Consider the following 25,239-nt stretch of genomic DNA (forward strand, 5'->3'; position numbering starts at 1 on the left):
GTTAGACGGACAGATATTTCGAGACCTGCGCAGCATCGACCTGGTCGCGCGGATCGTCGCGGACGATCTCGCCGTTCTCGATCACCAGCACGCGGTCGGCGATGTCGAGCGCAAAGCTCAGCACCTGCTCGGAGACGACGATCGACAGCCCCTTCTCGTCGCGGATGCGCTTCAGGGTGCGCGCCATCTCCTTGATGATCGACGGCTGGATGCCCTCGGTCGGCTCGTCGAGCAGCAGCACCTTCGGCTTGGTGGCGAGCGCGCGCGCGATCGCGAGCTGCTGCTGCTGGCCGCCGGAGAGATTGCCGCCACGGCGTCCCTTCATCTCCAGCAGCACCGGGAACAGCTCGTAGATGTCGCCGGGCACCTCGGACCCGCCGGACACGACGAGCCCGGTCTCGATGTTCTCCTTCACCGTCATGGTCGAGAAGATCATGCGGCCCTGCGGCACGTAAGCGAGGCCCTTGGCGACACGCTCATAGCTCTTCAGGCTTGCGAGCTCGGCGCCGTCCATCGCGATCGAACCGCTCTTGGCCGGAAGGATGCCCATCAGCGACTTCATCAGCGTGGTCTTGCCCATGCCGTTGCGCCCCATGATCGCAACGATCTCGTTGGGCGCGACCTTGACGTTCAGGCCATGCAGCACCTCGCTCTGGCCATAGGCGACATGGAGATCGGAGATTGCGAGCATCGGATATCTTCCTATGCAAGAGGGAGTGAGACGGCCGATCGAGCGGCATTGGCACTAAGCTCCCTCCCCCCTTGTGGGGGAGGGTTGGGGAGGGGGGTGGCTCCGGGCGAGACTGCCCGTGTGGACCCCCACCCCCGACCCCTCCCCGCAAGGGGGAGGGGGGCGCAGCGAGGGTGTGGATCGAGCGATTTCCCGAGCATCGGCTCAGTGCCCCAGATAGACTTCGACGACCTTGGGGTCGTTCTTGACTCGCTCCATCGTCCCTTCGGACAGGATCTGGCCCTGGTGCAGCACGGTGACCTTGTGAGCGATGTCCTCGACGAACTTCATGTCGTGCTCGATCACCAGCACCGAGCGGTCCTTGATGATGCGATTCAGCAGCTCGGCGGTCTTGGCGCGCTCGCTGACGCTCATGCCGGCGACGGGCTCGTCGAGCATCAGAAGGTCCGGGTTCTGGATCAGCAGCATGCCGATCTCGAGCCACTGCTTCTGACCGTGGCTGAGCACGGCCGCCGAGGTCTTGAGACGATCCTTGAGGAAGATCATCTCGGCGACCTCCTCGACGCGATCCTTGACTGCGGCGTCACGCTGGAAAGTCAGCGAGCCGAAAACGGTGCGACCGCGCGGAAACGAGATCTCGAGATTCTCGAACACGGTGAGATCCTCGAACACCGACGGCGTCTGGAACTTGCGGCCGACGCCGGCCTTGACGATCTCGTTCTCGCGCAGCTTCGTCAGCTCCTTGCCGCGGAACTGGATCGAGCCCGAGGTCGCCTTGGTCTTTCCGCAGATCAGGTCGAGCACAGTGGTCTTGCCTGCGCCGTTCGGGCCGATGATCACGCGGATCTCGTTCTCCTCGACATAGAAGGAGAGATCGTTGACCGCCTTGAAGCCGTCGAACGACACGGTGAGCGCTTCGACCGCGAGCAGGAATTCCTTGGGCTGATGACCGATGAGCATCGCTGTGTCCTCACTCTGCGGGGGCGCCGTTGGCGACGAGGCCGCCATTGCCGGATTTCTTGGTGCGGGAGGCCAGTAGCTTGTCGATGCGCGGCTGCACGTAGTCGCCCCAGATGCCGGCGAGGCCGTTTGGGAAAGCGAGGACGACGGCGATGAACAGCGCTCCCAGGCCAAACAGCCAGAGCTGCGGGAACGTCTCCGAGAGGCTGGTCTTGGCAAAGTTGACGAGGAGCGAGCCGTAGACCGCGCCGAAGATCGAGAGCCGGCCGCCGACCGCGGTGTAGATCACCATCTCGATCGACGGCACGATGCCGACGAAGGACGGCGACATGAAGCCGACTTCCAAGGTGAACAGCGCGCCGCCGACTGCGGCGAACACGGCGGCCGCGCAGAAAGCAAAGATCTTGAAATTGGCGACGCTGTAGCCGGAGAAGCGGACCCGGTCCTCCTGCTCACGCATCGCCACCAGGATGCGGCCGAGCTTGGTCAGCCGGATGAACTGGGCGACGAGGATCGCTGCGAACAGGAAGAACACCTCGACGAAGTAGAGGATGTACTTGGCGTGGTCGGTGCGGATGTCCCAGCCGTGCAGCGTGCGCAGGTCGGTGATGCCGTTGATGCCGCCGGTGTAGCCCTGCTGTCCCACGATCAGGATCGTCATGATCGCCGCGATCGCCTGGGTGATGATTGCGAAGTACACGCCGCCGACCCGCCGCTTGAACATCGCAGCGCCGATGATGAAGGCGAAGATCGCCGGCACCAGGATGATCGCGGCGAGCGCGAACGGGAAGCTCTGGAACGGCTTCCAGAAGAACGGCAGCTGCGTCAGCTGATTCCAATCCATGAAGTCCGGAATGCCCGGCGTCGACTGGATCTTGGTGTTGGCGACGCTGGAGGCTTCCAGCTTGAGGAACATCGCCATGCAGTAGCCGCCAAGGCCGAAGAACACGCCCTGCCCGAGGCTGAGAATGCCGCCATAGCCCCAGCACAGCACCAGGCCGATCGCGACGAAGGAATACGTCAGATACTTCGCGACGAGGTTGAGGCGGAAGATGTCGAGTGCCAGCGGCAGGATGACGACGAGCAGCAGCAGCAGCGAAGCGAAGCCGATGAGCTCGGAGCGGTTGAAGAAGCGCGTGTTGATGATCATGACCGTGCCTTCTGATTCCCTATTCCCTGCGCGTTTCGGCTATTTGCGGACCTTCAGGGCAAACAGCCCCTGGGGGCGCAGCATCAGGATCGCGACGATCGCCAACAGCGTGAGCACCTTGGCCATCGAGCCGGACATGAAGAACTCCATGGTCGACTGCGCCTGGGAGATGGTGAAGGCCGATGCGATGGTACCGAGCAGGCTGGCGGCGCCGCCGAACACGACGACCAGGAACGTATCGACGATGTAGAGCTGTCCGGCGGTCGGACCGGTCGAGCCGATCATGGTGAAGGCGGAGCCGGCGACCCCGGCGATGCCGCAGCCGAGGCCGAAGGTGTAGCGGTCGACTTTCTCGGTGTTGATGCCGACGGCGCCCGCCATGACGCGGTTCTGCACCACAGCGCGCACCTGCTTGCCCCAGCGCGACAGGAACAGCACGTAGGCCACGACGATCGTGATCAGGATGGTCAAGCACATCACGAACATGCCGTTGATTGGGATCTGGATGGCGTCGGTCGCCTGCCAAGAGCCCATCATCCAATCCGGCAACTCGACGCCGACCTCGCGCGCGCCGAACACGGAACGATAGGCCTGCTGCAGGATCAGGCTGAGACCCCAGGTGGCGAGCAGCGTGTCGAGTGGCCGCCTGTAGAGACGGCGGATCATCGCCCACTCGACCAGCATGCCGAGGGATCCGGAGGCGATGAAGGCGAAGATCATCGCGACGAAGAAGTAGCCAGGAAACAACGAGGGCAGGAAATGCTGGAAGGCGTTCGACGTCATCCAGGTGACGTAGGCGCCGAGGATCATGAACTCGCCATGCGCCATGTTGATGACGCCCATCTGGCCGAAGATGATGGCAAGCCCCAGCGCCATCAGCACATAGACCGAAAACAGGATGAGGCCCGCGAAGCCCTGCATCGCGAAGATGGCCCCGAGGTCGCCGATGGAATAGTCACCGAACATGATCCGTCCTCTCGTGATGCCCTGCTGCAAAATGGATCGGCGCCGGCACAGTGTGTCCGCAGCCAAGATCGCTCCCTCCCCCCTTGTGGGGGAGGGCTAGGGAGGGGGGCCTCCGCGCCGAGCTGCGGGTGGGGTACCCCCCTCCCCAGCCCTCCCCCACAAGGGGGGAGGGAGCGCACTTCCCGCGCAGCAGCATCAGCGATCTCATTCGCCTGTTGCTATGAGACGCGACAGATCAGCTCACTGGTAGCCCTTCGGAAACGGATCGGGCTCGACCAAGTCGGCGGTCTCGTAGATCAGCTCATACTGACCATCCGCCTTGGCGCGGCCGACGCGGGTCTTGGACCAGAGATGGTGGTTCTCGTGGATCCGAACGTAGCCTTCCGGCGCGCCCTTGAACTCGATGCCAGGCGAGGCGGCGGCGACCTTGTCGATGTCGAAGCTGCCGGCCTTTTCCACCGTCAGCTTCCACAGCCACGGACCGAGGTAAGCGGCTTGCGTCACGTCGCCGATGACGGTCTTCTCGCCCCACATCTTCTTGAATTCGGCGACGAAGGTCTTGTTGTTCGGATTGTCGAGCGACTGGAAGTACTTCATGCAGGCGTAGGCGCCCGCGATGTTCTCGCCGCCGATGCCGTCGATTTCGTCCTCGGTCACGGAGATGGTGAGCAGCGTCTGCTTCGACATGTCGATGCCGGCCGCCTTGAGCTGCTTGTAGAACGCGACGTTGGAGCCGCCGACGATGATCGCGTAGATCACGTCCGGCTTGGTCAGCTTGATCTTGTTGATGACCGAATTGAACTGGGTGTGGCCGAGCGGGAAGTATTCCTCGCCGACGACCTTGCAGCCCTGCAGATGGCCCTCGATGTGCTTGCGCGCGATCTTGTTCGAGGTGCGCGGCCAGATGTAGTCGGAGCCGAGCAGATAGAAGGTCTTCGCGCCCTTGGTCTTGTTGACCCAGTCGAGGCCGGCGATGATCTGCTGGGTGGCTTCCTGGCCGGTGTAGATGACGTTCTTGGACTGCTCGAGGCCTTCGTAGAAGGTCGGGTAGTATAGCATGCCGTTGTACTGCTCGAACACCGGCAGCACCGCCTTGCGGGAGGCGGAGGTCCAGCAGCCCATCACGGCGGCGCATTTGTCGTTGACCAGCAGCTTCTTCGCCTTTTCGGCGAAGGTCGGCCAGTCGGACGCGCCGTCTTCCTGGATGTACTTGATCTTGCGGCCGAGCACACCGCCCGCGGCATTGATCTGCTCGATCGCGAGCTTCTCGGCCTGCACTGACCCGGTCTCGGAGATCGCCATGGTGCCTGTGACCGAATGCAGAATACCGACGGTGACTTCGCTATCCGTGACTGCAAGGCCGGTAGTGTTGACAGCGGAGGTTGCGGGGCCGGCGCCGAAGGACGGCCGCGGCATCATGGCCAGCGCCGGGATCGCGGCCATTCCCATCAGCAATTGGCGCCGAAGCGGCGACTTCAGGCCCTTTTTCGTTTCGTCTGACATGAGCACCCCATTTATTTGGTTCGAGGACACGCGTTGGGTCAGACGAAGGATGGCGCGCTTTGTGCAACGCACGGATACGCAAGATTGCGTATACTGCACCGCAAAAGCGCGACGTAGGCTCTGCGTAAGTCTTGCGAGGGGCAGGACGAGCGTGCGGACAAGCGCTCGCGGGTGAGGAGTTCGAGAGTGGCAGGGCGGCAGCGGATCGACCGCGTCAGGCGCCAATACAACCAGTGGGTCGCCAACCAGACGTTGGAGGACTATGCGCTCCGTTTCACGGCCAAGAGCGCACGGCGCTGGTCGGCCGCCCGCGTCGCCAACACCGCGCTGGGCGCGATCTCGTTCCTCGCACTCGAGGCCATCGGCGGCACCATTACGCTGAACTATGGCGTCACCAACGCGACCGCCGCGATCCTGGTCGCCAGCGTCATCATCTTCTGTTGCGGCCTGCCGATCGCCTATCATGCGGCCAAATGCGGCATCGACATCGACCTGCTGACCCGCGGCGCCGGCTTCGGCTATATCGGCTCGACCGTCACCTCGCTGATCTACGCGTCGTTCACCTTCATCTTCTTCGCCATCGAGGCGGTCATCCTGGCTTCGGCGCTGGAGATGTGCTTCGGCATTCCCCGGCCGATCGGCTATCTCATCAGCGCCGTCGTCATCATCCCGCTCGTCACCTACGGCATCACCCTGATCAGTCGCTTCCAGCTATGGACGCAACCGCTATGGGTCGTGCTGCACATCCTGCCCTTTGCCGCAATCGCCTATGCCAGCCCGCACTCCTTTGTCGAATGGCAGCAGTTTCCCGGCGAGCACGGCGATCCCATGGGCCATCTCGATCTGGCGCTGTTCGGGACCGCGGCGGCGGTCGTGTTCTCGCTGGTCGCCCAGATCGGCGAGCAGGTCGACTTCCTGCGCTTCCTGCCGCGCGACAGCCGCACATCGAAGCGCTCGTGGTGGATCGCGCTGCTGTCGGCTGGCCCCGGCTGGATCGTGCTCGGGGCACTGAAGCTGCTGGCAGGCTCGTTCCTCGCCTTTTTCGCGCTGAGCCACGGAGTCTCCGCCGACCACGCAGCCGAACCCGCGCACATGTATCTGGAGGCGTTCCGCTATGTCTTGGCCCGGCCGGACCTGGCGCTTGCGTTGACCGGCACCTTCGTGATCGTCTCCCAGATCAAGATCAACGTCACCAACGCCTATGCCGGCTCGATCGCCTGGTCGAACTTCTTCTCGCGTCTGACGCACAGCCATCCGGGGCGCGTCGTGTGGCTGGTGTTCAACGTCGTCGTCGCGCTGCTGCTGATGGAGATCGGCGTCTACAAGGCGCTGGAGCAGACGCTGGCGCTGTACTCCAACATCGCGATCTCCTGGGTCGGCGCACTAGTGGCCGACCTCGTGATCAACAAGCCGCTGGGCCTGCGCCCGCCGCAGATGGAGTTCAAGCGAGCCCATCTCTACGACATCAACCCGGTCGGTGTCGGCGCGATGACGATCGCGACGATCGTCTCGATCAGCGCCTTCTATGGCCTGTTCGGGCCGACCGGAAAGGCACTGTCGACCTTCGTCGCGCTCGGCGTCGCGCTCGTCACCGCGCCTGCGATCGCCTATCTGACCGACGGCAAATACTATCTGGCACGCAAGCCAAAGCGGAGCTGGCAGAACATCGAGCGGATCCAATGCTGCATCTGTGAGCATCAGTTCGAGCCGGAGGACACCGCCTCTTGCCCGGCCTATGCGGGTCCGATCTGCTCGCTGTGCTGCTCGCTCGACGCCCGCTGCCACGACCTGTGCAAGCCGCACGCGCGGGCACAGGCGCAGGTCGCAGCGGCGCTCAGCGGCATGCTGCCAGAGTCGTTGCTGGCCAAGATCAACTCGCAGCTCGGTCACTATGTCGGTGTATTTCTGACATCGGCCGGGCTCGTCGCACTGACGCTCGGCATGATCTATCTGGAGACCTCGGCGGCGCTCCCGGGCTTCAAGGGCATCATCTCCGACGTGCTGTGGAAGGTGTTCTTCGCCCTGTCCATCATCATCGGCGTGGTGACCTGGCTGTTCGTGCTGGCGCAGCAGAGCCGTCGCGCCGCCGAGGCCGAGACGCGCCGGCAGACGCAGCTGTTGATTCAGGAGATCGAGGCGCACAAGCGCACTGACGCCGAGCTGCAACGCGCCAAGGAGGTGGCGGAGTCGGCCAATCTCGCCAAGAGCCGCTATGTCGTCGGCCTCAGCCACGAGCTGCGCTCGCCGCTGAACGCGATCTCCGGCTATGCGCAACTGCTCGAGCAGGACACGAGCCTTGCACCGAAGCCGCGGGACCAGGTCCGCGTCGTCCGCCGCAGCGCCGATCATCTGTCCGGCCTGATCGACGGCATTCTCGATATTTCCAAGATCGAGGCCGGGCGACTTTATCTGTCGCGCGACGAGGTCCGCCTGAGCGAATTCCTCGATCAGCTCGTGGGCATGTTCCGATTGCAGGCTGCGGCGAAGGGCGTCGACTTCGTGTTCAAGCGGCCTGCCGTACTGCCGCTGGTCGTCTATGCCGACGAGAAGCGGCTGCGCCAGATCCTGATCAACCTGCTGTCGAATGCCATCAAATTCACTGGGGAAGGCAGCGTCCAGTTCGTCGTGCATTATCGGAGCCCGGTGGCCGAATTCGAGGTGATCGACACCGGTCCGGGCATCCAGCCTGACGATCTGGAGCGCATCTTCGCGCCCTTCGAGCGCGGCGCGCTCGGGGTTGCGCAGCCGCAGACGGGTACGGGGCTCGGCCTGACGATCAGCCGTCTGCTCGCCGGCGTCATGGGCGGCGACATCAAGGTCGTGAGCAAAGTCGGCGCGGGCAGCACGTTCAAGGTCAAGATCCTGCTGTCGGAGGTCACCAACCCGACACGGCATCCACCGGTGAAGGCGCCGGTGGCCGGCTATCTCGGGCCGCGCAGGACGATTCTGATCACCGACGATGATCCTGTGCATCGCGACCTCCTGCGCGAGGTGCTGACGCCGCTCGGCTTCATCCTGCTGAGCGCGCCCGACGGTCCCGCCTGCCTCGCGCTTGCACAACATTGCCAGCCGGATCTGTTCGTTCTGGACATCTCGATGCCCGGCATGGACGGCTGGACAGTGGCCGAGACCTTGCGCAACAGCGGTCATCATCAGGCCCGGATCCTGATGACATCTGCGAGCGCGCTCGAAGCGCACGGCCGGCCGTTGGCGCAACCATTTCACGACAGCTACCTGATGAAGCCGATCGACATCCCAAGGCTGCTGGAGGCGATACGTCAATTGCTGAAGCTCGAATGGAGCTACCAGACCGATATCCCCGTGGTTTCGCCACGCTGGCGGCCGGACACCGGATCCAGGCCCCCGCTCAACTATGTCGAGGAGTTGATGAGCCTCGGCCAGATCGGCTACATCAGGGCCATTCAGCTCAAGCTCGACGAGATCCGCAATGCGCATCCGGAGCATGCCGACTTCGTCGCACATATGCGCACGCTCGTTGACCGCTTCGATCTCGATCAGTACATGGCAACTCTGAAGACCTTGCATGCCTATGAGCACTGACAGCAGGAAGCGTGACGTCGCGCTGGTGGTCGACGACTCGCCAGAAACGCTTCGGCTGCTCACCGACGCGCTGGATAGCGCCGGCATGACCGTGATGGTGGCGCTCGACGGCGCGGCCGCGATGCGCATCGTCGACCAGATCACGCCGGACATCATCCTGCTCGACGCGGTCATGCCGGGCATGGACGGCTTCGAAACGTGCCGCAAGCTGAAGCGCGAGGCCGGCCTCTCCAACGTCCCCGTGATCTTCATGACCGGGCTCGCCGATACCGAGCATATCGTGAAAGGACTGGAGGCCGGCGGCGTCGATTACGTCACCAAGCCCATCGCGGTCTCGGAAATGCTGGCGCGCATCCGCGTGCATCTCGCGAACGCCCGGATGACGCAGAGCGCGCGCGCCGCACTCGATGTCTCCGGCCGCTTCCTGCTTGCCGTCAACCGTGAGGGACGGCTGATGTGGGCAACGCCGCAGGCGCAGAAGCTGCTGTCGGACAGTCTTGGCACCGCCGACGACCTCGTGCTGCCGGAGGCGCTGCGGCTGTGGCTGGATCAGGCGCAGAACGGCAAGGGCGGTGCGAAGGCCGCCGCTTCGATCCCGGATCATCCCGAACTGCGCCTCTACTACATGGGCGGAGCCGGGCCCAACGAGTTCCTGCTGCGGCTCGCCAAGGAGTCCTCCGGTGAGCTGCCCAAGGAGTTCTCCAGCGAGTTCGGTCTCACCACGCGCGAGGGCGAGGTGCTGTCATGGCTCTCCAAGGGCAAGACCAACCGCGACATCGCGCAGATTCTGGGACTGAGTCCGCGCACCGTCGACAAGCACCTCGAGCAGATCTACGCCAAGCTCGGCGTCGAGAACCGCACCGCCGCCGCGGCGGTCGCGACGGGGGTGACGCGGCGGGAGGGATGAGGCGGGCCGACCAGCGTGCCCCAACCATCACTGCCGTCCCGCGCAAGCCCTGCGGCGCGAAGCGCCGGCGGGCGCCGACCCGGGACCGATACCGCGTGATGCTGCTTGAGGCGGGACGAAAGTTGACGTTGTGCCCAACACACCTGCCGGTGGCTATGGACCCCCGCTTTCGCGGGGACGACGCCGTCTTTGGAGCGGCACGCCGGCCGTCAAAAGCTCACCCATACACGAACGCCGGATCATCCAGATCGATTGCCGGGATCTGGTCCTTCTCGCTCCAATAGTCCTGGCTGTGCTGCCACTCCGGCTTATCGCCGCGCTTGGGCAGCAGGTGCATGTTGCGCATCATGTAGCCGGGGTTGAAGTTCTCCGGGTCGATCCATGGCAGCAGCGGCATGTTGTGATCCTCCGGGCGCAGCGCCGGCACGACCTTGCTCACGCCTTTTTCCTTCATGTGCGCGAGCAGGCGGCACACGAAATCCGCGACGAGGTCCGTGCGCAACGTCCAACTGGCGCGGAAATAGCCGAACACCCAGGCTAGGTTCGGCACGCCGGTGAACATCATGCCGCGATAGGTCACGGTGTCGGCGAAGTCGAGCGGCTTGCCGTCGATCGAGAATGCGATATCGCCGAGCACGCAAAGATCGAAGCCGGTCGCGGTGACGATGATGTCGGCCTTGAGCTCGTCGCCGGACTTCAGCTTGATGCCGTCTTGCGTGAACCGCTCGATCTCGTCGGTCACGACCGAAGCCTTTCCGCTCTTGATGCCTTCGAACAGGTCTGCGTCCGGTACGAAGGCGATGCGCTGCCGCCACGGACGGTAGCTCGGCGTGAAGTGCTTGGCGGTGTAGTCGGGTCCGAGGATGGCGCTGATCTGGCCGATCAGCTCCTTCTTCACCTGGTCGGGCTCGGTCAGGCAGCGCTTGGTGAACCAATCCTGTTCGAACAGGATCTTGCGCCTGACGATCTCATGGATCCATTCCTCCTTCACCTGCAGTCTCCGCAGCTCCTCGGCCAGCTCGATCGCATTGCGGCCGATGCGGAAGTAGGTCGGCGAGCGCTGCAGCATGGTCACGTGTGCGCATTGGCCCGCGATCGATGGCAGGATGGTCGCGGCGGTCGCACCGGAGCCGATGACCACGACCTGCTTACCCGTGAGATCGAGATCCTCGGGCCACACCTGCGGATGCACGATGCGGCCCTTGAACTCCGCCATGTCCGGCCACTCCGGCGTGTAGCCCTTCGAGTGGCGGTAGTAGCCCTGGCACATCCAGAGGAAATTCGTTGTAAAGGTGGCGGGCTGCTGATCCCTGCCCTTCACCGCCTGCACCGTCCAGAGACCGGTCGCGCTCGACCAGCTCGCCGACACGATGCGGTGGCCATAGCGAATGTGCCGGCCGAGATCGTTCTCCTCGATCACGTCACCCATGTATTTGAGGATCTCTTCCGCGGTCGCGATCGGCGGCCCGACCCATGGCTTGAAGCTGTAGCCGAACGTATGCAGGTCGCTGTCGGAGCGGATGCCGGGATAGCGGTGCGTCCGCCAGGTGCCGCCGAAGCTGTCCTGGCTCTCCAGGATCACGAAACGCTTGTCGGGCATCTGCCTGCTCAGCTGATAGGCGCTGCCGATGCCGGAGATGCCGGCGCCGACGATCAGCACGTCGAAGTGTTCGGTCGCGTGCGAGGACGCGGCCTCCCGGATGGGCGCGATGACGTTCATGTGAGTCCCTGGGCTTTGGTCTTGATGGTGTTTCCTCGCGTGACAGGCTGAACCCGATCACGACGATGGTCAACCCGCGACGGCGAGCCGCAACCCAGCCCTGAACGATCTCAATTTCCGCTGAGCGGCATGCCCCATTGCCGCGCGATTTGTGCGACCCAATCGCGATATAGCGTGAGCGGCGTGACGCCGGTCATGCCGCCGCAGCCGGCGCCGAGATTCGGTCCGGTCGACCATGAGATGACGCCGATCAGCACCTGACCCCGCGGCTGCGTCTCGAACGCAGGGCCGCCGGAGTCGCCGGTACATCCGCCCAGTCCGGACCGCGCGCCTTGCGTCGCCGGATCGACCAGCCGGATTTGCAACGTGCCTGGCTTGCCCGTCGCAACCAACGCCGCCCCACGCACCACGCCGCCGCTCTTGCCGTCGCCGGGAATCGCGACGCCGATCCCTGCGACCGTGAACGCGTTGCCGGCGGCAAGCGGCGGCTGCGGCACGCCGAGCGCCACCGGCACGCGCGCGTCCGCGGGCGCCTCCAATTCCAGCAGCGCGACATCGGCGGTGGCACGATGCGCCAGGATGGCCTGCACGCTGAAGCTCGGATGCACCGCCACCCTCCGGACCGTCTTGAGAACCGGCTTGCGGTCACGATCGTATTCCACGATGCGGTAATCGAGCCCCGGCTGCACGCAATGTCCGGCGGTCAGCACCAGCTTCGGAGCAATCAGCGCGCCGCTGCAAAAATTGCCGCGCGAGCCGACGATCGTGACCACGGAGCGGCCGATGCCGTCATTCAGCGCCGGCGCGTTGCCGACGATGGCAAGGATTGGCGATGGCGCGAGCAGGACGGCGGCTGCAATGATTGCGTGAGACGGCTTCATCGCGGCAGCAATAGCGGCTGCCGCCGAGGTCGCCAAGTGCGGCGTCCCGTGCTAGCGATCATCCAGGGATCGAGCGAGGACGGGACTGACATGGTCGAGGCGGTGATCTTTGATTTCGGTGGCGTGATGACGACATCGCCGTTCGAGGCATTCGCGCGGTTCGAGAAGGAGCGCGGCTATCCCGTCGACATCATCCGCAACACCAATGCTGCCAACCATCTCGAGAACGCCTGGGCGAAATTCGAGCGCGCCGAAATCGACCTCGAGACGTTTGATAGGTTGTTTGCCGAGGAGTCGCTGGCACTCGGTGGCGCAGCGGTCAGCGGGCGCGAGGTGCTGCCGCTGCTCGCCGGCGATCTCCGGCCCGACATGGTCGAGGCCCTCCGCCGCATCAAGGCGGAATGCAAGACCGGCTGCATCACCAACAATCTCCCGGCGAACGCAACCGGCAGCCAGGGCGGCCGCTCGTTGTACGTCGCGGAAGTGATGGTGCTGTTCGATCACGTGATCGAATCGGCCAAGATCGGGCTGCGCAAGCCCGATCCCCGGATCTACCAGATGATGACCGAGACGCTCGGAGTCAGCCCCGCGGACTGCGTCTACCTCGACGATCTCGGCATCAACCTGAAGCCGGCGCGCGAGATGGGCATGACCACGATCAAGGTCGTCAGCGCATCGCAGGCGATCGCGGAGCTGGAAGCGGCGACGGGATTGAGCCTGCGCTGATCATCATTGCGCGGCGAACTTGCGCCGAAGCAATCCAGAGGCTTCGTGGGATTCTTGATTGCGTCGCTGCGCTCGCAACGACGCTGATCTCAATAGTTCGTCTGTTTGGCCCGCTCCGGAAAAGCCGCCGCCAGTGCTGCGCCGTCGGCCCGCAGCACGCCACGCTCGGTGATCAGCCCGCTCACCAGCCGGGCCGGGGTGACGTCGAAGCCGTAGTTCGCGACTGGCGATCCCGGCGGCACGATGCGCACGGTCTCGATGCGGCCGTCGGCGGTGCGGCCGGTCATCTCGGTCACCTCCTGCGCACTGCGCTGTTCGATCGGGATCTGCCGTCCCTCGGCAACGGCAAAGTCGATCGTGGGCGACGGCAGCGCGACATAGAACGGCACACCATTGTCATGCGCGGCCAGCGCCTTCAGATAGGTGCCGATCTTGTTGCAGACGTCGCCATTGGCGGCGACGCGGTCGGTGCCGACGATGGCGAGATCGACCATCCCATGCTGCATGAGATGGCCGCCGGTGTTGTCCGGGATGACGGTATGCGCCACGCCGTGATGCCCGAGTTCCCAGGCAGTCAGCGAGGCGCCCTGATTGCGCGGCCGGGTCTCGTCGACCCAGACATGGATCGGAATGTCGCGATCGTGCGCGAGATAGATCGGCGCGGTCGCCGTGCCCCAATCAACGGTCGCAAGCCAGCCGGCATTGCAGTGGGTCAGCACGTTCACGACTTCGCCCGGCTTCTTGCGCGCCGCGGCCGCCTCGATCAGCGCGAAGCCGTGCGCGGCGATGCCCTGGTTGATCGTGACGTCCTCGCCGGCAATGTCGACGGCGCGGGAATAGGCCGCATCGCGACGCTCCGACGGCGCCAGCCGGCGCAGCATGGTGCTCATCGTGTCGAGCGCCCATTTCAGGTTGATCGCCGTCGGCCGCGTCGCGATCAGCATCTCGTAGGCGCGGTCGATGCCGGGATCGGAGCGGTCGTCGCGCATCGCCAGCGCCATGCCGAACGCGGCGGTAGCGCCGATCAGCGGCGCACCGCGGACCAGCATGCCGCGGATCGCGTCAGCGGCCTCCTCGCATGTCGTGATCTTCGCCACCACGAACTCGTGCGGCAATCGGCGCTGATCGATCGCGCAGACCGACCAGCCATCGGAGTCGAGCCAGATGCTGCGATAGTGCCGGCCGTCCACCTTCATGTTCGATCCCCCTCAGCCGCGCAAGATACGGCTTGCGACCGCATCGAGCTTCTTCAGAAGCTCGGGATCGCGCGCCTCCGGCGCAGTGATCAAGGCTGTATCGAGCGCACGGTCGGAGCCGATCGGGCACGGTTCGTGCTCGCGCGGAAACTCGCGGGCGAGCCGCGAGACCAGTGATTTGGCCTTGTCGGCGTTGGTGGTGAGCACGCGAATGATGTCCTGCACGGTAACGGCGTCATGATCCGGATGCCAGCAGTCGAAGTCGGTCACCATTGCGACCGTCGCGTAGCAGATCTCGGCCTCGCGGGCGAGCTTCGCCTCCGGCATGTTGGTCATGCCGATCACCGAATAGCCTGACGCCTTGTAGGTCATGCTCTCGGCATAGGTCGAGAATTGCGGCCCCTCCATGCAGACATAGGTGCCGCCGCGCACGACCGCGATGCCTTCCGCCTCGGCCGCCGCCGCCAGATGAATGCGCAACCGCGGCGAAACCGGATGCGCCATCGACACGTGGGCGACGCACCCCTTGCCGAAAAACGAGCTCTCGCGCTTGTAGGTGCGATCGACGAACTGATCGACCAGCACGAAGGTACCCGGCGGGAGCTCTTCCTTGAACGAGCCGCAGGCCGACAGCGACACCAGGTCGGTGACGCCAGCGCGCTTCAGCACGTCGATGTTGGCGCGATAATTGATGTCGGAGGGGGACAGCCGGTGTCCCTTGTCATGGCGCGGCAGGAACACGATCGGCAGGCCCGCGATCGTCCCCCGGCGTACCGGCGCCGACGGCTCACCCCAGGGGCTCGCGATCACCTCTTCGCGGGCATCTTCCAGTCCCGGCAGCTCATAGATGCCTGAGCCGCCGATAATGCCAAGCACAGCCTTCGTCATGACGTCCCCATCTCCAACCGAGACGAGAATGCCAGCTTTGCGACGAATTGAAAACAGCGACGCGGCGATCCGTGGGGCGTGGCAACTGATCAGGCAGCCTTGGCTGCCGCCAGCTGACCGCTCACCAGACGCTCCAGCGTGGCGACAGACTGGAAGTTCTCCGGCGTGATCAGCTCCTGCGGAATGGTGAAATCGAACTCCGCCTCAAGCGCCAGCATCAGGTTGACCATGTCCATGGACGTCAGCCCGATGTCGACGAGCTTTGCATCCGCCGTCACGTCGGCGGCCGTGGCGTTCTGCGCGAGGATATCGCGCACGAGCGCCACGATCCTGTGACTGACATCGACATCGAAACTCGGCATGGGGACCTCTTCACTCGCGGCTTGTTCGGGCACGTCGGATCTGATCGACGCTCGCGCAGGGAGATAATGCAATTCGGCGTCGAAAGAGTTACGCCGCATCCCGTTCCAAGTCTGAACTCGTCTTAACGCTAACGGCTTGGTCCAGAATTCTCGGACCAAAACAACCAGGAATTAACCCCCACCCGTCGATGGCGCGGCGTTTACCCTGAATTTCGTCGACGTATTTGAATCAAATCCATACCCTGCGTGCAGCCCAAAGAAGGCGCAGTGCATCTGTCCTGATCTTGCGAGGACGCACGTGCCGATCTCTCAACGAGACAAAATCCGGAGTATCGATCGGTCATGACTCTCCAGGGAACCGCGCTTCGAAACCCGATCCCCGACGATGGCGAGAGCCTCCTGCTCGATCGCAGCGACATGTTCCTGCAGCGGACCGCCGCTGTTGCCGCGCGGGCCGCCGCGGAAGCCGACGAGGTCGACCGTGACGGCCGCTTCCCCAAGGCCGCAATCGAAGCGTCACGCGAGCACAAGCTGCTCGGGATGCAGATTCCGGTCGAGTTCGGTGGCTTCGGTGCCTCGATTCACGACATTGCCGATGCCTGCTATGCGCTCGGCCGCGCCTGCGCCTCCAGCGCCATGATCTTCGCCATGCACCAGACCAAGGTCGCCTGCCTGGTGCGTCACGGCCGCGGCAGCGCCTACATGGAATCCCTGATGCGCCGTATCGCATCCGAGCAGCTGCTGATGGCCTCGTCCACCACCGAGGGACAGAACGGCGGCAACATCCGCGCAAGCGCTGCGGCCGTCGGCCACGAGAATGGCCGCATCTCGCTGAAGCGCGACGCCGCGGTCATCTCCTATGGCGCGGAAGCCGATGGCCTCGTCACGATTGCACGGCGCGCCGACGGCGCCGCCGCCTCCGATCAGGTGCTGCTGGCGCTGACCAGGGACGACTACACGATCTCGCGCACCCTTGGCTGGGAAACGCTGGGCATGCGCGGCACCTGCTCAACAGGATTCGCGCTCGAGGTGAGTTGTCCCTCCGACCGCATGTTCACCGAGCCCTATGAGCGCATCCACGGCCAGACGATGACGCCGTTCGCACATCTGTGCTGGTCGTCGGCCTGGGCCGGCATCGCTGCGGCTGCCGTGGAGCGCGCTCAGCGCTTCCTGCGCAAGGCCGCACGCGGCGCCGGCGGACAGATGCCGCCGGCAGCTGCGCATTACACCGCGGCGAAGATGGCGCTGGCCCGGCTGCGCGCAATGATCGTCACCAACATGGATGCCTTCGTCGCCCATGAGTATGACGAGCGGGCGCTGGGTTCGCTCGACTTCCAGTCCTCCATCACGCTATTGAAGGTGCAGGCCTCTGAACTTGCCGTCGAGACCGTGATGCATGCCATGCGCGCCTGCGGTCTCTCGGGCTATCGCAACGACGGCGAGTTCTCGATCGGCCGCCACCTGCGCGACGTTCTGTCGGCGCCGATCATGATCAACAACGACCGTATTCTCGCAAACATTGCCACGGCCAACTTGATGAGCACGGTACCGACTTCGCTCCATGAATGATCGCGCCGATTGCAGCCATTGCCTCGACCCAGGATTTGCACAATGACGATTCCCGTTCTCCCGCAGTCGCCCGAGATTGCACCCCAGCCGGCCGACGCGCTCGATCATCTGACCGGCGCGCTGTTCCATCGCATGGGCGCGGATGGCGTCTATGCGCGGACCGCGCTGTATGAAGGCGTGGTGGAGCGGCTCGCGACGCTCATCACGCGGCATCGCGAGCCCGGCACGGAGGTCATGCGCTTTCCGCCCGTCATGAGCCGCGCCCAGCTCGAAAAGTCGGGCTATCTGAAGAGTTTCCCCAACCTGCTCGGCTGCGTCTGCGGCCTGCACGGCACCGAGCGGGACATCCATGAAGCCGTGGCACGGTTCGACAAGGGCGGCGACTGGACCACCTCATTGTCACCAGCCGACCTCGTGCTGTCGCCCGCGGCCTGCTATCCGGTCTATCCGATCGCGGCGAGCCGCGGCGCGCTGCCGGTCGGCGGCCTGCGCTTCGACGTCGCGGCCGATTGCTTCCGCCGCGAGCCGTCGCGTCATCTCGACCGCCTGCAGTCGTTCCGGATGCGCGAATATGTCTGTATCGGCACGCCCGACGACGTCTCGGCATTCCGCGACCGCTGGATGGTAAAGGCACAGGCGATTGCGCGCGATCTCGGCCTGTCGTTCCGCGTCGATCATGCCAGCGACCCGTTCTTCGGCCGCGTCGGCCAGATGAAGGCGGTCAGCCAGAAGCAGCAGGCGCTGAAATTCGAGCTGCTGGTGCCGTTGCGCTCGGAGGAGCAGCCCACCGCCTGCATGAGCTTCAACTATCATCGCGAGCATTTCGGCACCACCTGGGGCATCGACGATGCCGACGGTGCGCCGGCGCACACCGGTTGCGTGGCCTTCGGCATGGACCGCCTGGCAGTCGCGCTGTTCCACACCCACGGCATCGATCCGACGCGCTGGCCGTCGCGCGTGCGGGAAGCGCTGCAATTCGAGCGCCAGGCAAGCACCGTCGGCTGACGCCACCAAGCCGCCGGCGAGGGATCGGCAGACCATCTCATGAGCGCGCTCCAGCCACCGATCCGGTGCCGCGAGATCGGAGCCTCCGATCTGGACGCGGTCGCCGATCTCTTGGCGCGCGGCTTTCCCCGGCGCCCCTGCCGCTATTGGTCGAGCGGCCTGCAGCGACAGGCCGCGCGCCCGACGCCCGAGGGCTATCCACGCTACGGCTACCTGCTCGAGCAGGGCGGCAATGCGGTCGGCGTCCTGCTGCTGATCTACAGCAATCGAGGCACACCAGCGCAGCCCCGGATCTGGTGCAATCTCTCGAGCTGGTATGTCGAGCCGGCGTTCCGCAACTACGCGACGATGCTCACCGCGATCGCCCAGCGGCGGCCCGAGGTCACCTACGTCAACATCAGCGCCGCGCGCCGGACCTGGCCGATCATCGAGGCTCAGGGGTTTCGTGCCTATTGTCGCGGCCTGTTGTTTTCCATTCCGGTACTCTCGGCTGCGGGCCAGGGCGCTCGAGTCCAACAGGTCGCGGCAGATGCGCACGCTGTAGACGGCATTCCATCCGACGAAGCGGATCTGCTGATCCGCCACGCCGGCCATGGCTGTCTCAGCATCGTGGTCAGGTCGAAGCAGAGCAGCATTCCCCTGGTGCTGCAGCAGGCGCGCATCCGGCAAGGACGGTTCGCACTGCCCGCCATGCAGCTGATCTATTGCCGCGACATCTCAGACTATGTCGCCTGCGCCGGCGCCGTCGGCCGTTTCCTGCTGCTGCGGGGCCGCGTGTCCGTCATCGTCGACGCCAACGGACCGGTCGCCGGGCTGTACGGCGTCTACACCGAACGCCGCGGCCGCAAGTACATCAAGGGGCCGCAGCCGGCGCGGCTCGGCGATCTCAGCGACACCGAGCTTCCGATCTACGGGTCCTGACCTATGCCGCCGCCCTGGCCTGTTGCGCATAGTCCCAGTACAGCGTGCGCGCACGGCTGAACACCGGACCGATCGGCATCGTCCGCTCGTCGATGCGGATCACCGGCGCGACCTTGGCGAAGTTGCCCGATGAGAATATCTCGTCGGCGTTCAGAAAATCGTCATATCGAAGCGTCGTCTCGACCACACTGACGCCGTCGCCTCGCAGCAATTCGATCACGCGCTGTCGCGTGATCCCGTTGAGGAAGGTTCCGTTCGGCACTGGCGTGAAGACAACGCCATCCTTGACCATGAACACGTTGGCATTGCCGAACTCGGCGACGTTGCCGAGCAGATCCAGCATCAGGCAATTGTTGAAGCCGCGCGAGGCCGCCTCGATCAGCGCGCGCGAATTGTTCGGATAGAGGCACGCCGCCTTGGCGTCGACCGGCGCGCATTCGGCCGTCGGCCGCCGGAACGGCGACAGCGTGATGGCGTTGCCCGTCGGCTGCGGCATCGGCGCCTCATAGATGCACAGGCACCAATTGGTGGTCTCGGGATCGAACATGACACCACCGCCGGCGCCGTGCTGCGCCCAGTACATCGGGCGGATGTAGAGCTCGGCTCTTGCTGCGAAGCGCGCGACGCCCTCCCGCGCCAGCCCCATCCAGGTCTCGACGTCCACCACGGGCTTGAGCCGGAAATTGATCGCGGACTGATTCACCCGCGCGCAGTGCCGATCGAGATCGGGCGTCACGCCTTCGAATGCGCGCGCCCCGTCGAACACGGTCGATGCGAGCCACGTCGCGTGGGTCCGGACGCCCATGATCGGTGCATTGCCCTCGCGCCATTCGCCGTCGAAGAAGGTCCAGGTCTGCGAGTAACTGACAGGCTTGACGATGTGGGTCATGGCGGCGCTCCCGTTCGGCATCGATCGTATCTGCACTTCTGGCGTGAATATTTTAAGGATTTCCCGGTCGCGACCTGCCGCTCATGATCGATTCACTGCTGATGGGCACAATGCCCGATGCCTTGGTTAACTGGAGCTGTCATGCCGCTCGACCCTCGCGCCCAGCGCCTGCTTTCGATGGTGGCGGCCGTTGTGACGGAAAGCCGGGAGCCTCCGAGTCCCCGGCAACGCCGGCAGTCGCTGGCGAAACTGATGCAGTTCGCGCGCAACGACTGCGGCGCCGCCATCACGCGGGACGGCGATTTCTCCGGTCCCTCCGGGCTGCTTCGTTATCGCCTGTATACGCCTGCAGCAGGCCTGGACGATACCGGGATGCCGCCCGGCTTCGTATACTTTCACGGCGGCGGTCTCGTGGCAGGCAGCATCGACACGCACGACAAGGTCGCCGCCGCGCTTGCCGCCGCCGCCGGCTGCCGGCTGCTCTCGATCGACTACCGTCTCGCTCCCGAGCACACGTTCCCCGCAGCAATCGAGGATGCGATCGCTGCGGTTCACTTCGCCATCGATCACGCGGCCGCGCTCGGCATCGACGGCAATCGCATTGTGATCGGCGGCGATTCCGCGGGCGCCACGCTCGCCGCCGCGGTTTGTCAGCAGGCTGCCGGCAGCACCGGTCTCAGGATCGCGCTGCAATGCCTGATCTGCCCGGTGCTTGATTTTTCCAACCCCTGGCCGTCGCGCGAGTTGTTCGGGACCGGCTATCTGATCGACAGGGCGACTTGGCAGGCCGACCTCGCCGACTATCTGGCCGGCGAGGTCGATGTCGCCAATCCACTGATATCGCCCTTGTGCCACGAGACGCTGGCTGGGCTTCCCCCCGCCGTGATCCACACCGCGGAGTTCGATCCGATGCGCGACGAGGGCAATGCCTATGCCGCACGACTCGCGGAGGCCGGCGTCACGGTCGCGCATGTCTGTCACGACGGCATGGTTCACAATTTCCACGCCCTCGGTGCGATCCTGCCGCAGGCGAAGGTCGCACTGGATCTGGTCGGGCAGCAGATCCGGTCGCTCCTGCGTGTCCCTGTTGCGCGCTAATTCGAAGCTCTTCGGCCACATATCGTTAGGGTTATTTCGTCGTTCTTGTCGCGAATTATTGCCCGCTTTACGCCTGCGCTCCTACAACGACACCACTCGCGGAATACGAGCAGCTCGCCGCATTGATCGAAGCGAGCGGGGAGATCGCCGATGCGCAACGAGACGATTGCAATCCACGCCGGCTATGAGCCGGAGGCGACCACCAAGGCCGTCGCGGTTCCGATCTATCAGACCGCCGCCTACGCCTTCGACAGCGCCGATCACGGCGCCGCGCTGTTCAATCTCGAAGCCGAGGGCTATCGCTACAGCCGGATCTCGAACCCGACCACGGCGGTGCTCGAGAAGCGCGTCACCGAGCTCGAGGGCGGCGTTGGCGCGCTCGCCGTCGGCACCGGGCAGGCGGCGCTTCACTTCGCATTCGTCAATCTTGCCGATGGCGGCGGCAACATCGTCTCGGTGCCACAGCTCTACGGCACCACGCACACGCTGCTCGGTCACATCCTGCCGCGCCAGGGCATCACTGGACGCTTTGCCGAAAGCGATGCGTCCGACGCCATCGAGCGTCTCATCGACGAAAACACCAAGGCCGTCTTCGCCGAGACGATCGGCAATCCCGCCGGCAATGTCTGCGACATCGAGGCGCTGGCGAAGGTCGCGCATCGCAACGGCGTCCCGCTGATCGTCGACAACACCGTCGCAACACCGATCCTGCTGCGGCCGTTCGATTACGGCGCCGACATCGCGGTGCATTCGCTGACCAAGTTTCTCGGCGGTCACGGCACGACGCTGGGCGGCATGCTGGTCGACAGCGGCAACTTCCCCTGGAAGGATCACGCCGACCGCTTTCCCGCCTTCACCCAGCCCGACGCGTCCTATCACGGGATGGTCTACACCGATCATTTCGGCCGCAGCGCCTATATCCAGCGCGCGCGCAGCGTCTATCAGCGGACCATGGGCGCGGTGCTGTCGCCGTTCAATGCCTTCCTGCTGCTGCAGGGCATCGAAACGGTCGCGCTGCGCATGGAGCGCCACGTCGAGAATGCGCGCAAGGTCGCCGAATTCCTGCGCAACGATCCGCGCGTCGCGTGGGTCAACTACGCCGGTTTCGCCGACAGCCGCTATTATCCCCTGGTCCAGAAATATCTCGACGGCCGGGCGTCGTCGCTGTTCACATTCGGGATCAAGGGCGGCATGGAGGCGGGCAAGGCGTTCTATGACGCCCTGAAGCTGGTCACACGGCTGGTCAATATCGGCGATGCGAAGTCGCTGGCCTGCCATCCCGCATCGACCACGCATCGGCAGATGCCGCCGGACGACCAGCGCAAGGCGGGCGTCCTCCCGGAGACGATCCGGCTGTCGATCGGCATCGAGCATGTCAGCGACATCATCGAGGATCTCGACCAGGCGCTCGCCCAGGCCTGCCCTCGCACGCGTCAGCTGGATGCGGCGGAGTAGAGCGATCAGCCGATGACCCTGCTGTTCGACCGACATCGCAGGATCGCGAGCCCTGCCCTCGCGCCCGCTGAATTCGACGACCGCGGCCGACGCCCGATCGAGCTTTCGATCGGCCTCGTCAACAACATGCCGGACAGCGCCCTGAAGGCGACTGATCTCCAGATCGGCCGCCTGCTGCGGCAGTGCGCGCCGCGGCACGTCCGCATCCGCCTGCACTGCTTCTCGCTGCCCTCCATCTCTCGCTCGCAGGCGGCCAGGAGCCACGTCGCCCAGTCCTACGCCGACATCGGGTCGCTCGATCGGCTCGGCATCGACGGCCTGATCGTGACCGGCGCCGAGCCTGTCGCCGCGGCCTTGCGCGACGAACCCTATTGGTCGGACCTCACCTCCGTGATCGACTGGGCCAGAACCAACACGCGCTCGACCATCTGGTCGTGTCTCGCGGCCCACGCGGCCGTGCTGCATCTCGACGACATCGAGCGGCAGCGGCTGGCGAGCAAATGCTCCGGCATCTTCGACTGCGTGAAGGTCCAGGACGACTGGCTCACGCACGGCATCCATTTGCCGCTTCAGGTGCCGCACTCGCGCCTCAACGCCGTCAACGAGCCGCTGCTGGCGGAGCGCGGCTACGATATCCTGACCCGCTCGGACGAAGTCGGCGTCGACATTTTCGCGCGCTCGATGCCGAGCCGGTTCGTGTTCTTCCAGGGCCATCCCGAGTATGACGCGCTCTCCCTGCAGCGCGAATACATGCGTGACATCGCGCGCTTTCTCGCCGGGCAGCGCGACGACTACCCGCGGCTGCCGAAATCCTATTTCAGCGCCGAGAGCGAGGCGGTGCTCAACGCGTTCGAGTGGCGGGCCAAGGAAAGGCGCGACCCGACGCTGGCGGCCGAGCTCCCGGGATTGACGCTGCGGCCCGATCTCGCCGCCGAAAGCGCCGCCCAGACGCTGTTCAGCAACTGGATCGGCCATCTCGGGCAAACCGGATAGCGCTACAGCCCGCCTTTCATGGGGGCGATCGCGCAGTCGCGCGCAATCTGTTAGATTGGCACGGCACACTTCGCTTGCAAGGTTCCGATGGCCCGACGCACCGGCAGCGCCGATCTTCCGCTCCATTCCGGACGCGTCCCGGCCTGGCTCGGCACGCGCATGGCCTCGCTCGGCGCCATCATCACCCAGGCGATCGTGCATCATTACGGCCGCGACGAATTCCTGGCGCGGATGTCGCATCCGTTCTGGTTCCAGTCGTTCGGCGCCGTCATGGGCATGGACTGGCATTCCTCCGGCATCACCACGAGCGTGATCGGCGCTCTGAAGCGCGGGCTGAAGCCGCTGTCCGGCGAGCTCGGCATCTACGTCTGCGGCGGCCGCGGCGAGCATTCGCGCAAGACGCCCGACGAGCTGCGCCTGCTCGGCGACCGGCTCGGCCTCGACGGCGAGGAGCTGGTGCGGACCAGCAAGCTCGTCGCCAAGGTCGACAGCGCCGCGGTGCAGGACGGCTTCGACCTCTATCTGCACGGCTTCTTCGTCACCGCCGACGGCAAATGGACCGTGGTGCAGCAGGGCATGAATGGCGACGCCCGCCAGGCCCGGCGCTATCACTGGCATTCGCAACAGCTCGCGAGCTTCGTCGACGCTCCGCACAGCGCCATCGACGGTCCCGTCCAGGGCGAGATCGTCAACCTCACCGACAAGCGCGCCGCGCCGTCGCGCGACGCCCAGCTCGAGCTGCTCGCCGAGCTCGGCCCCGACCGCGTCGTCACCGAGTTCGAACGGCTGAGCGCGCCGGAGCCGGCGCAGGGCCTGCTGCCGCATCTGGTCATGCCGGCGCATCACGACGTCAGGCCGAAGGACGTATTCGCCCGCCGCCTCCACGGCACGCTGGCGGCCGCGGCCGAGCGCGGCCCGGTCGACTTCCCCGACCTGCTGCTGACGCCGGGCGTCGGCGCCCGCACCGTGCGCTCGCTCGCCATGGTCGCCGAGGTCGTGCATGGCGCGCCGTATCGATTCGGCGACCCGGCGCGGTTCTCGCTGGCGCATGGCGGCAAGGACCGGCATCCCTATCCGGTGCCGATCAAGGTCTATGACGAGACCATCCGCGTGCTCAAATCGGCTGTCGGCAACGCCAAGCTCGGCCGCGACGAGGCGCTGTCGGCGCTGAAGCGGCTCGACGACCAGGCCCGCCGGCTGGAGCGCAGCGCGACCGGCCCCTCGCTCGATGCCTACATCGCGACGGAGCGCGCCGCCTCGCCAGAGCTCGACGGCCGTTCGGTGTTCGGCTGGGAGCGCGACCTCATCCAGCGCACCGGCGAGGCGTAGCGGCATGCCGGCGCACAGCGCGGGCGTGCTCGCCTTTCGCCGCACCGCCGATGGACTCGAGGTGCTGCTGGTGCATCCCGGCGGCCCGTTCTGGCGCAACAAGGATCTCGGCGCCTGGTCGATCCCGAAGGGCGAGTTCGGTGCCGGCGAGGCGGCCGAGGCGGTGGCGCGGCGCGAATTCGCCGAGGAGCTCGGCACGACGCTGACGGCGCCGCTCGTGCCGCTCGGCGAGATCAAGCAGCGCGGCGGCAAGGTGGTCGAGGCATTCGCCGCCGAAATCGATCTCGATGCCGACAGCATCACCAGCAACGCGTTCGAGCTCGAATGGCCGCCGCGTAGCGGCCACGTCAGGCGCTTTCCCGAGGTGGACCGCGCCGCCTGGTTCGATCTCGCCGAGGCGAGGGTCCGGATCAATCCAGCCCAGGCCGCGCTGCTCGACCGTGTCGTGGCGATCGGCGGAGGGTGAACT

Annotated in this window: 22 protein-coding genes; 11 read left to right on the forward strand and 11 right to left on the reverse strand. The window is 65.2% G+C overall.

Going from position 1 to position 25,239, the window contains the following annotated elements; genetic code table 11:
- Position 1 precedes the first annotated feature (1 nt).
- The 5 genes from urtE to urtA all read right to left on the reverse strand — a co-directional run bounded on the left by urtE (position 2) and on the right by urtA (position 5,270).
- Positions 2–691, reverse strand: a complete 690-nt coding sequence (gene urtE, locus QW887_RS24060; protein ID WP_315751136.1) for an urea ABC transporter ATP-binding subunit UrtE — start codon at positions 689–691, stop codon at positions 2–4.
- Positions 692–895: 204 nt separating this feature from the next.
- Positions 896–1,651 (reverse strand): urea ABC transporter ATP-binding protein UrtD, encoded by a 756-nt coding sequence (urtD, locus tag QW887_RS24065; RefSeq protein WP_315751135.1) that lies wholly within the window; start codon positions 1,649–1,651, stop codon positions 896–898.
- 10 nt (positions 1,652–1,661) lie between these two features.
- Positions 1,662–2,801: an urea ABC transporter permease subunit UrtC gene (urtC, locus tag QW887_RS24070; protein WP_315751134.1), complete on the reverse strand. Its 1,140-nt coding sequence runs from the start codon at positions 2,799–2,801 to the stop codon at positions 1,662–1,664.
- A gap of 39 nt (positions 2,802–2,840) precedes the next feature.
- Positions 2,841–3,767, reverse strand: a complete 927-nt coding sequence (gene urtB, locus QW887_RS24075; protein ID WP_316165667.1) for an urea ABC transporter permease subunit UrtB — start codon at positions 3,765–3,767, stop codon at positions 2,841–2,843.
- Positions 3,768–4,007: 240 nt separating this feature from the next.
- A complete protein-coding gene (urtA, locus tag QW887_RS24080) occupies positions 4,008–5,270 on the reverse strand; it encodes an urea ABC transporter substrate-binding protein (RefSeq protein ID WP_316187897.1) in 1,263 nt (420 codons plus the stop codon).
- A 186-nt stretch (positions 5,271–5,456) separates the two neighbouring features.
- Here urtA and QW887_RS24085 point away from each other — a divergent pair, with 186 nt between their 5' ends.
- Both QW887_RS24085 and QW887_RS24090 read left to right on the forward strand, forming a co-directional pair.
- Positions 5,457–8,831: an ATP-binding protein gene (locus QW887_RS24085; protein WP_316195115.1), complete on the forward strand. Its 3,375-nt coding sequence runs from the start codon at positions 5,457–5,459 to the stop codon at positions 8,829–8,831.
- Positions 8,821–9,738, forward strand: a complete 918-nt coding sequence (locus tag QW887_RS24090; RefSeq protein ID WP_315750850.1) for a response regulator transcription factor — start codon at positions 8,821–8,823, stop codon at positions 9,736–9,738. The genes QW887_RS24085 and QW887_RS24090 overlap by 11 nt, the downstream gene beginning before the upstream one ends.
- Positions 9,739–9,955: 217 nt before the next feature.
- Here the strand turns inward: QW887_RS24090 and QW887_RS24095 are convergent, their stop codons facing one another.
- Both QW887_RS24095 and QW887_RS24100 read right to left on the reverse strand, forming a co-directional pair.
- Positions 9,956–11,458: an NAD(P)/FAD-dependent oxidoreductase gene (locus QW887_RS24095; RefSeq protein WP_315750821.1), complete on the reverse strand. Its 1,503-nt coding sequence runs from the start codon at positions 11,456–11,458 to the stop codon at positions 9,956–9,958.
- 110 nt (positions 11,459–11,568) lie between these two features.
- The gene (locus QW887_RS24100; protein ID WP_409999278.1) at positions 11,569–12,339 is read right to left on the reverse strand and encodes a S1 family peptidase; all 771 of its coding nucleotides are present in this window, start codon (positions 12,337–12,339) and stop codon (positions 11,569–11,571) included.
- A gap of 90 nt (positions 12,340–12,429) precedes the next feature.
- Here QW887_RS24100 and QW887_RS24105 point away from each other — a divergent pair, with 90 nt between their 5' ends.
- A complete protein-coding gene (locus tag QW887_RS24105; protein WP_315750818.1) occupies positions 12,430–13,065 on the forward strand; it encodes an HAD-IA family hydrolase in 636 nt (211 codons plus the stop codon).
- An 89-nt stretch (positions 13,066–13,154) separates the two neighbouring features.
- Here the strand turns inward: QW887_RS24105 and mtnA are convergent, their stop codons facing one another.
- The 3 genes from mtnA to QW887_RS24120 form a co-directional block, all read right to left on the reverse strand.
- Positions 13,155–14,261, reverse strand: coding sequence for an S-methyl-5-thioribose-1-phosphate isomerase (gene mtnA / locus QW887_RS24110; RefSeq protein WP_315717039.1), 1,107 nt, complete (start codon positions 14,259–14,261; stop codon positions 13,155–13,157).
- A gap of 12 nt (positions 14,262–14,273) precedes the next feature.
- Positions 14,274–15,149, reverse strand: a complete 876-nt coding sequence (locus tag QW887_RS24115) for an S-methyl-5'-thioadenosine phosphorylase (protein ID WP_316195117.1) — start codon at positions 15,147–15,149, stop codon at positions 14,274–14,276.
- 89 nt (positions 15,150–15,238) lie between these two features.
- Positions 15,239–15,511 (reverse strand): phosphopantetheine-binding protein, encoded by a 273-nt coding sequence (locus tag QW887_RS24120; RefSeq protein ID WP_315717167.1) that lies wholly within the window; start codon positions 15,509–15,511, stop codon positions 15,239–15,241.
- Positions 15,512–15,928: 417 nt separating this feature from the next.
- On the opposite strand from QW887_RS24120, the gene QW887_RS24125 reads away from it, so the two are divergent.
- The 3 genes from QW887_RS24125 to QW887_RS24135 are packed head-to-tail and all read left to right on the forward strand — an operon-like array spanning position 15,929 to position 19,006.
- Positions 15,929–17,080 carry an acyl-CoA dehydrogenase family protein gene (locus QW887_RS24125; RefSeq protein WP_410052618.1) on the forward strand — a complete coding sequence of 384 codons (1,152 nt, stop codon included), beginning with the start codon at positions 15,929–15,931 and terminating at the stop codon, positions 17,078–17,080.
- A 42-nt stretch (positions 17,081–17,122) separates the two neighbouring features.
- Positions 17,123–18,085 (forward strand): amino acid--[acyl-carrier-protein] ligase, encoded by a 963-nt coding sequence (locus QW887_RS24130; RefSeq protein ID WP_315717036.1) that lies wholly within the window; start codon positions 17,123–17,125, stop codon positions 18,083–18,085.
- Between the two features lie 39 nt (positions 18,086–18,124).
- Positions 18,125–19,006: an acyl-CoA acyltransferase gene (locus QW887_RS24135; protein WP_315750812.1), complete on the forward strand. Its 882-nt coding sequence runs from the start codon at positions 18,125–18,127 to the stop codon at positions 19,004–19,006.
- A 1-nt stretch (position 19,007) separates the two neighbouring features.
- On the opposite strand, the gene QW887_RS24140 is transcribed toward QW887_RS24135, so the two are convergent.
- Positions 19,008–19,895, reverse strand: a complete 888-nt coding sequence (locus QW887_RS24140) for a branched-chain amino acid aminotransferase (protein ID WP_316195119.1) — start codon at positions 19,893–19,895, stop codon at positions 19,008–19,010.
- A 141-nt stretch (positions 19,896–20,036) separates the two neighbouring features.
- Between QW887_RS24140 and QW887_RS24145 the strand changes: the two genes are divergently transcribed.
- The 5 genes from QW887_RS24145 to QW887_RS24165 all read left to right on the forward strand — a co-directional run bounded on the left by QW887_RS24145 (position 20,037) and on the right by QW887_RS24165 (position 25,236).
- A complete protein-coding gene (locus tag QW887_RS24145; RefSeq protein ID WP_315827903.1) occupies positions 20,037–20,993 on the forward strand; it encodes an alpha/beta hydrolase in 957 nt (318 codons plus the stop codon).
- 150 nt (positions 20,994–21,143) lie between these two features.
- The gene (locus QW887_RS24150) at positions 21,144–22,448 is read left to right on the forward strand and encodes an O-acetylhomoserine aminocarboxypropyltransferase/cysteine synthase family protein (RefSeq protein WP_315717032.1); all 1,305 of its coding nucleotides are present in this window, start codon (positions 21,144–21,146) and stop codon (positions 22,446–22,448) included.
- Between the two features lie 12 nt (positions 22,449–22,460).
- Positions 22,461–23,441, forward strand: coding sequence for a homoserine O-succinyltransferase (locus QW887_RS24155; RefSeq protein ID WP_316195122.1), 981 nt, complete (start codon positions 22,461–22,463; stop codon positions 23,439–23,441).
- A gap of 87 nt (positions 23,442–23,528) precedes the next feature.
- Positions 23,529–24,770 carry a DUF763 domain-containing protein gene (locus QW887_RS24160; RefSeq protein WP_315827901.1) on the forward strand — a complete coding sequence of 414 codons (1,242 nt, stop codon included), beginning with the start codon at positions 23,529–23,531 and terminating at the stop codon, positions 24,768–24,770.
- Between the two features lie 4 nt (positions 24,771–24,774).
- Positions 24,775–25,236 (forward strand): NUDIX domain-containing protein, encoded by a 462-nt coding sequence (locus QW887_RS24165; RefSeq protein ID WP_316195124.1) that lies wholly within the window; start codon positions 24,775–24,777, stop codon positions 25,234–25,236.
- Positions 25,237–25,239 lie beyond the last annotated feature (3 nt).

Source organism: Bradyrhizobium sp. SZCCHNRI3052 (assembly GCF_032484895.1).
In the GTDB taxonomy this organism is placed as follows: Bacteria; Pseudomonadota; Alphaproteobacteria; order Rhizobiales; family Xanthobacteraceae; genus Bradyrhizobium.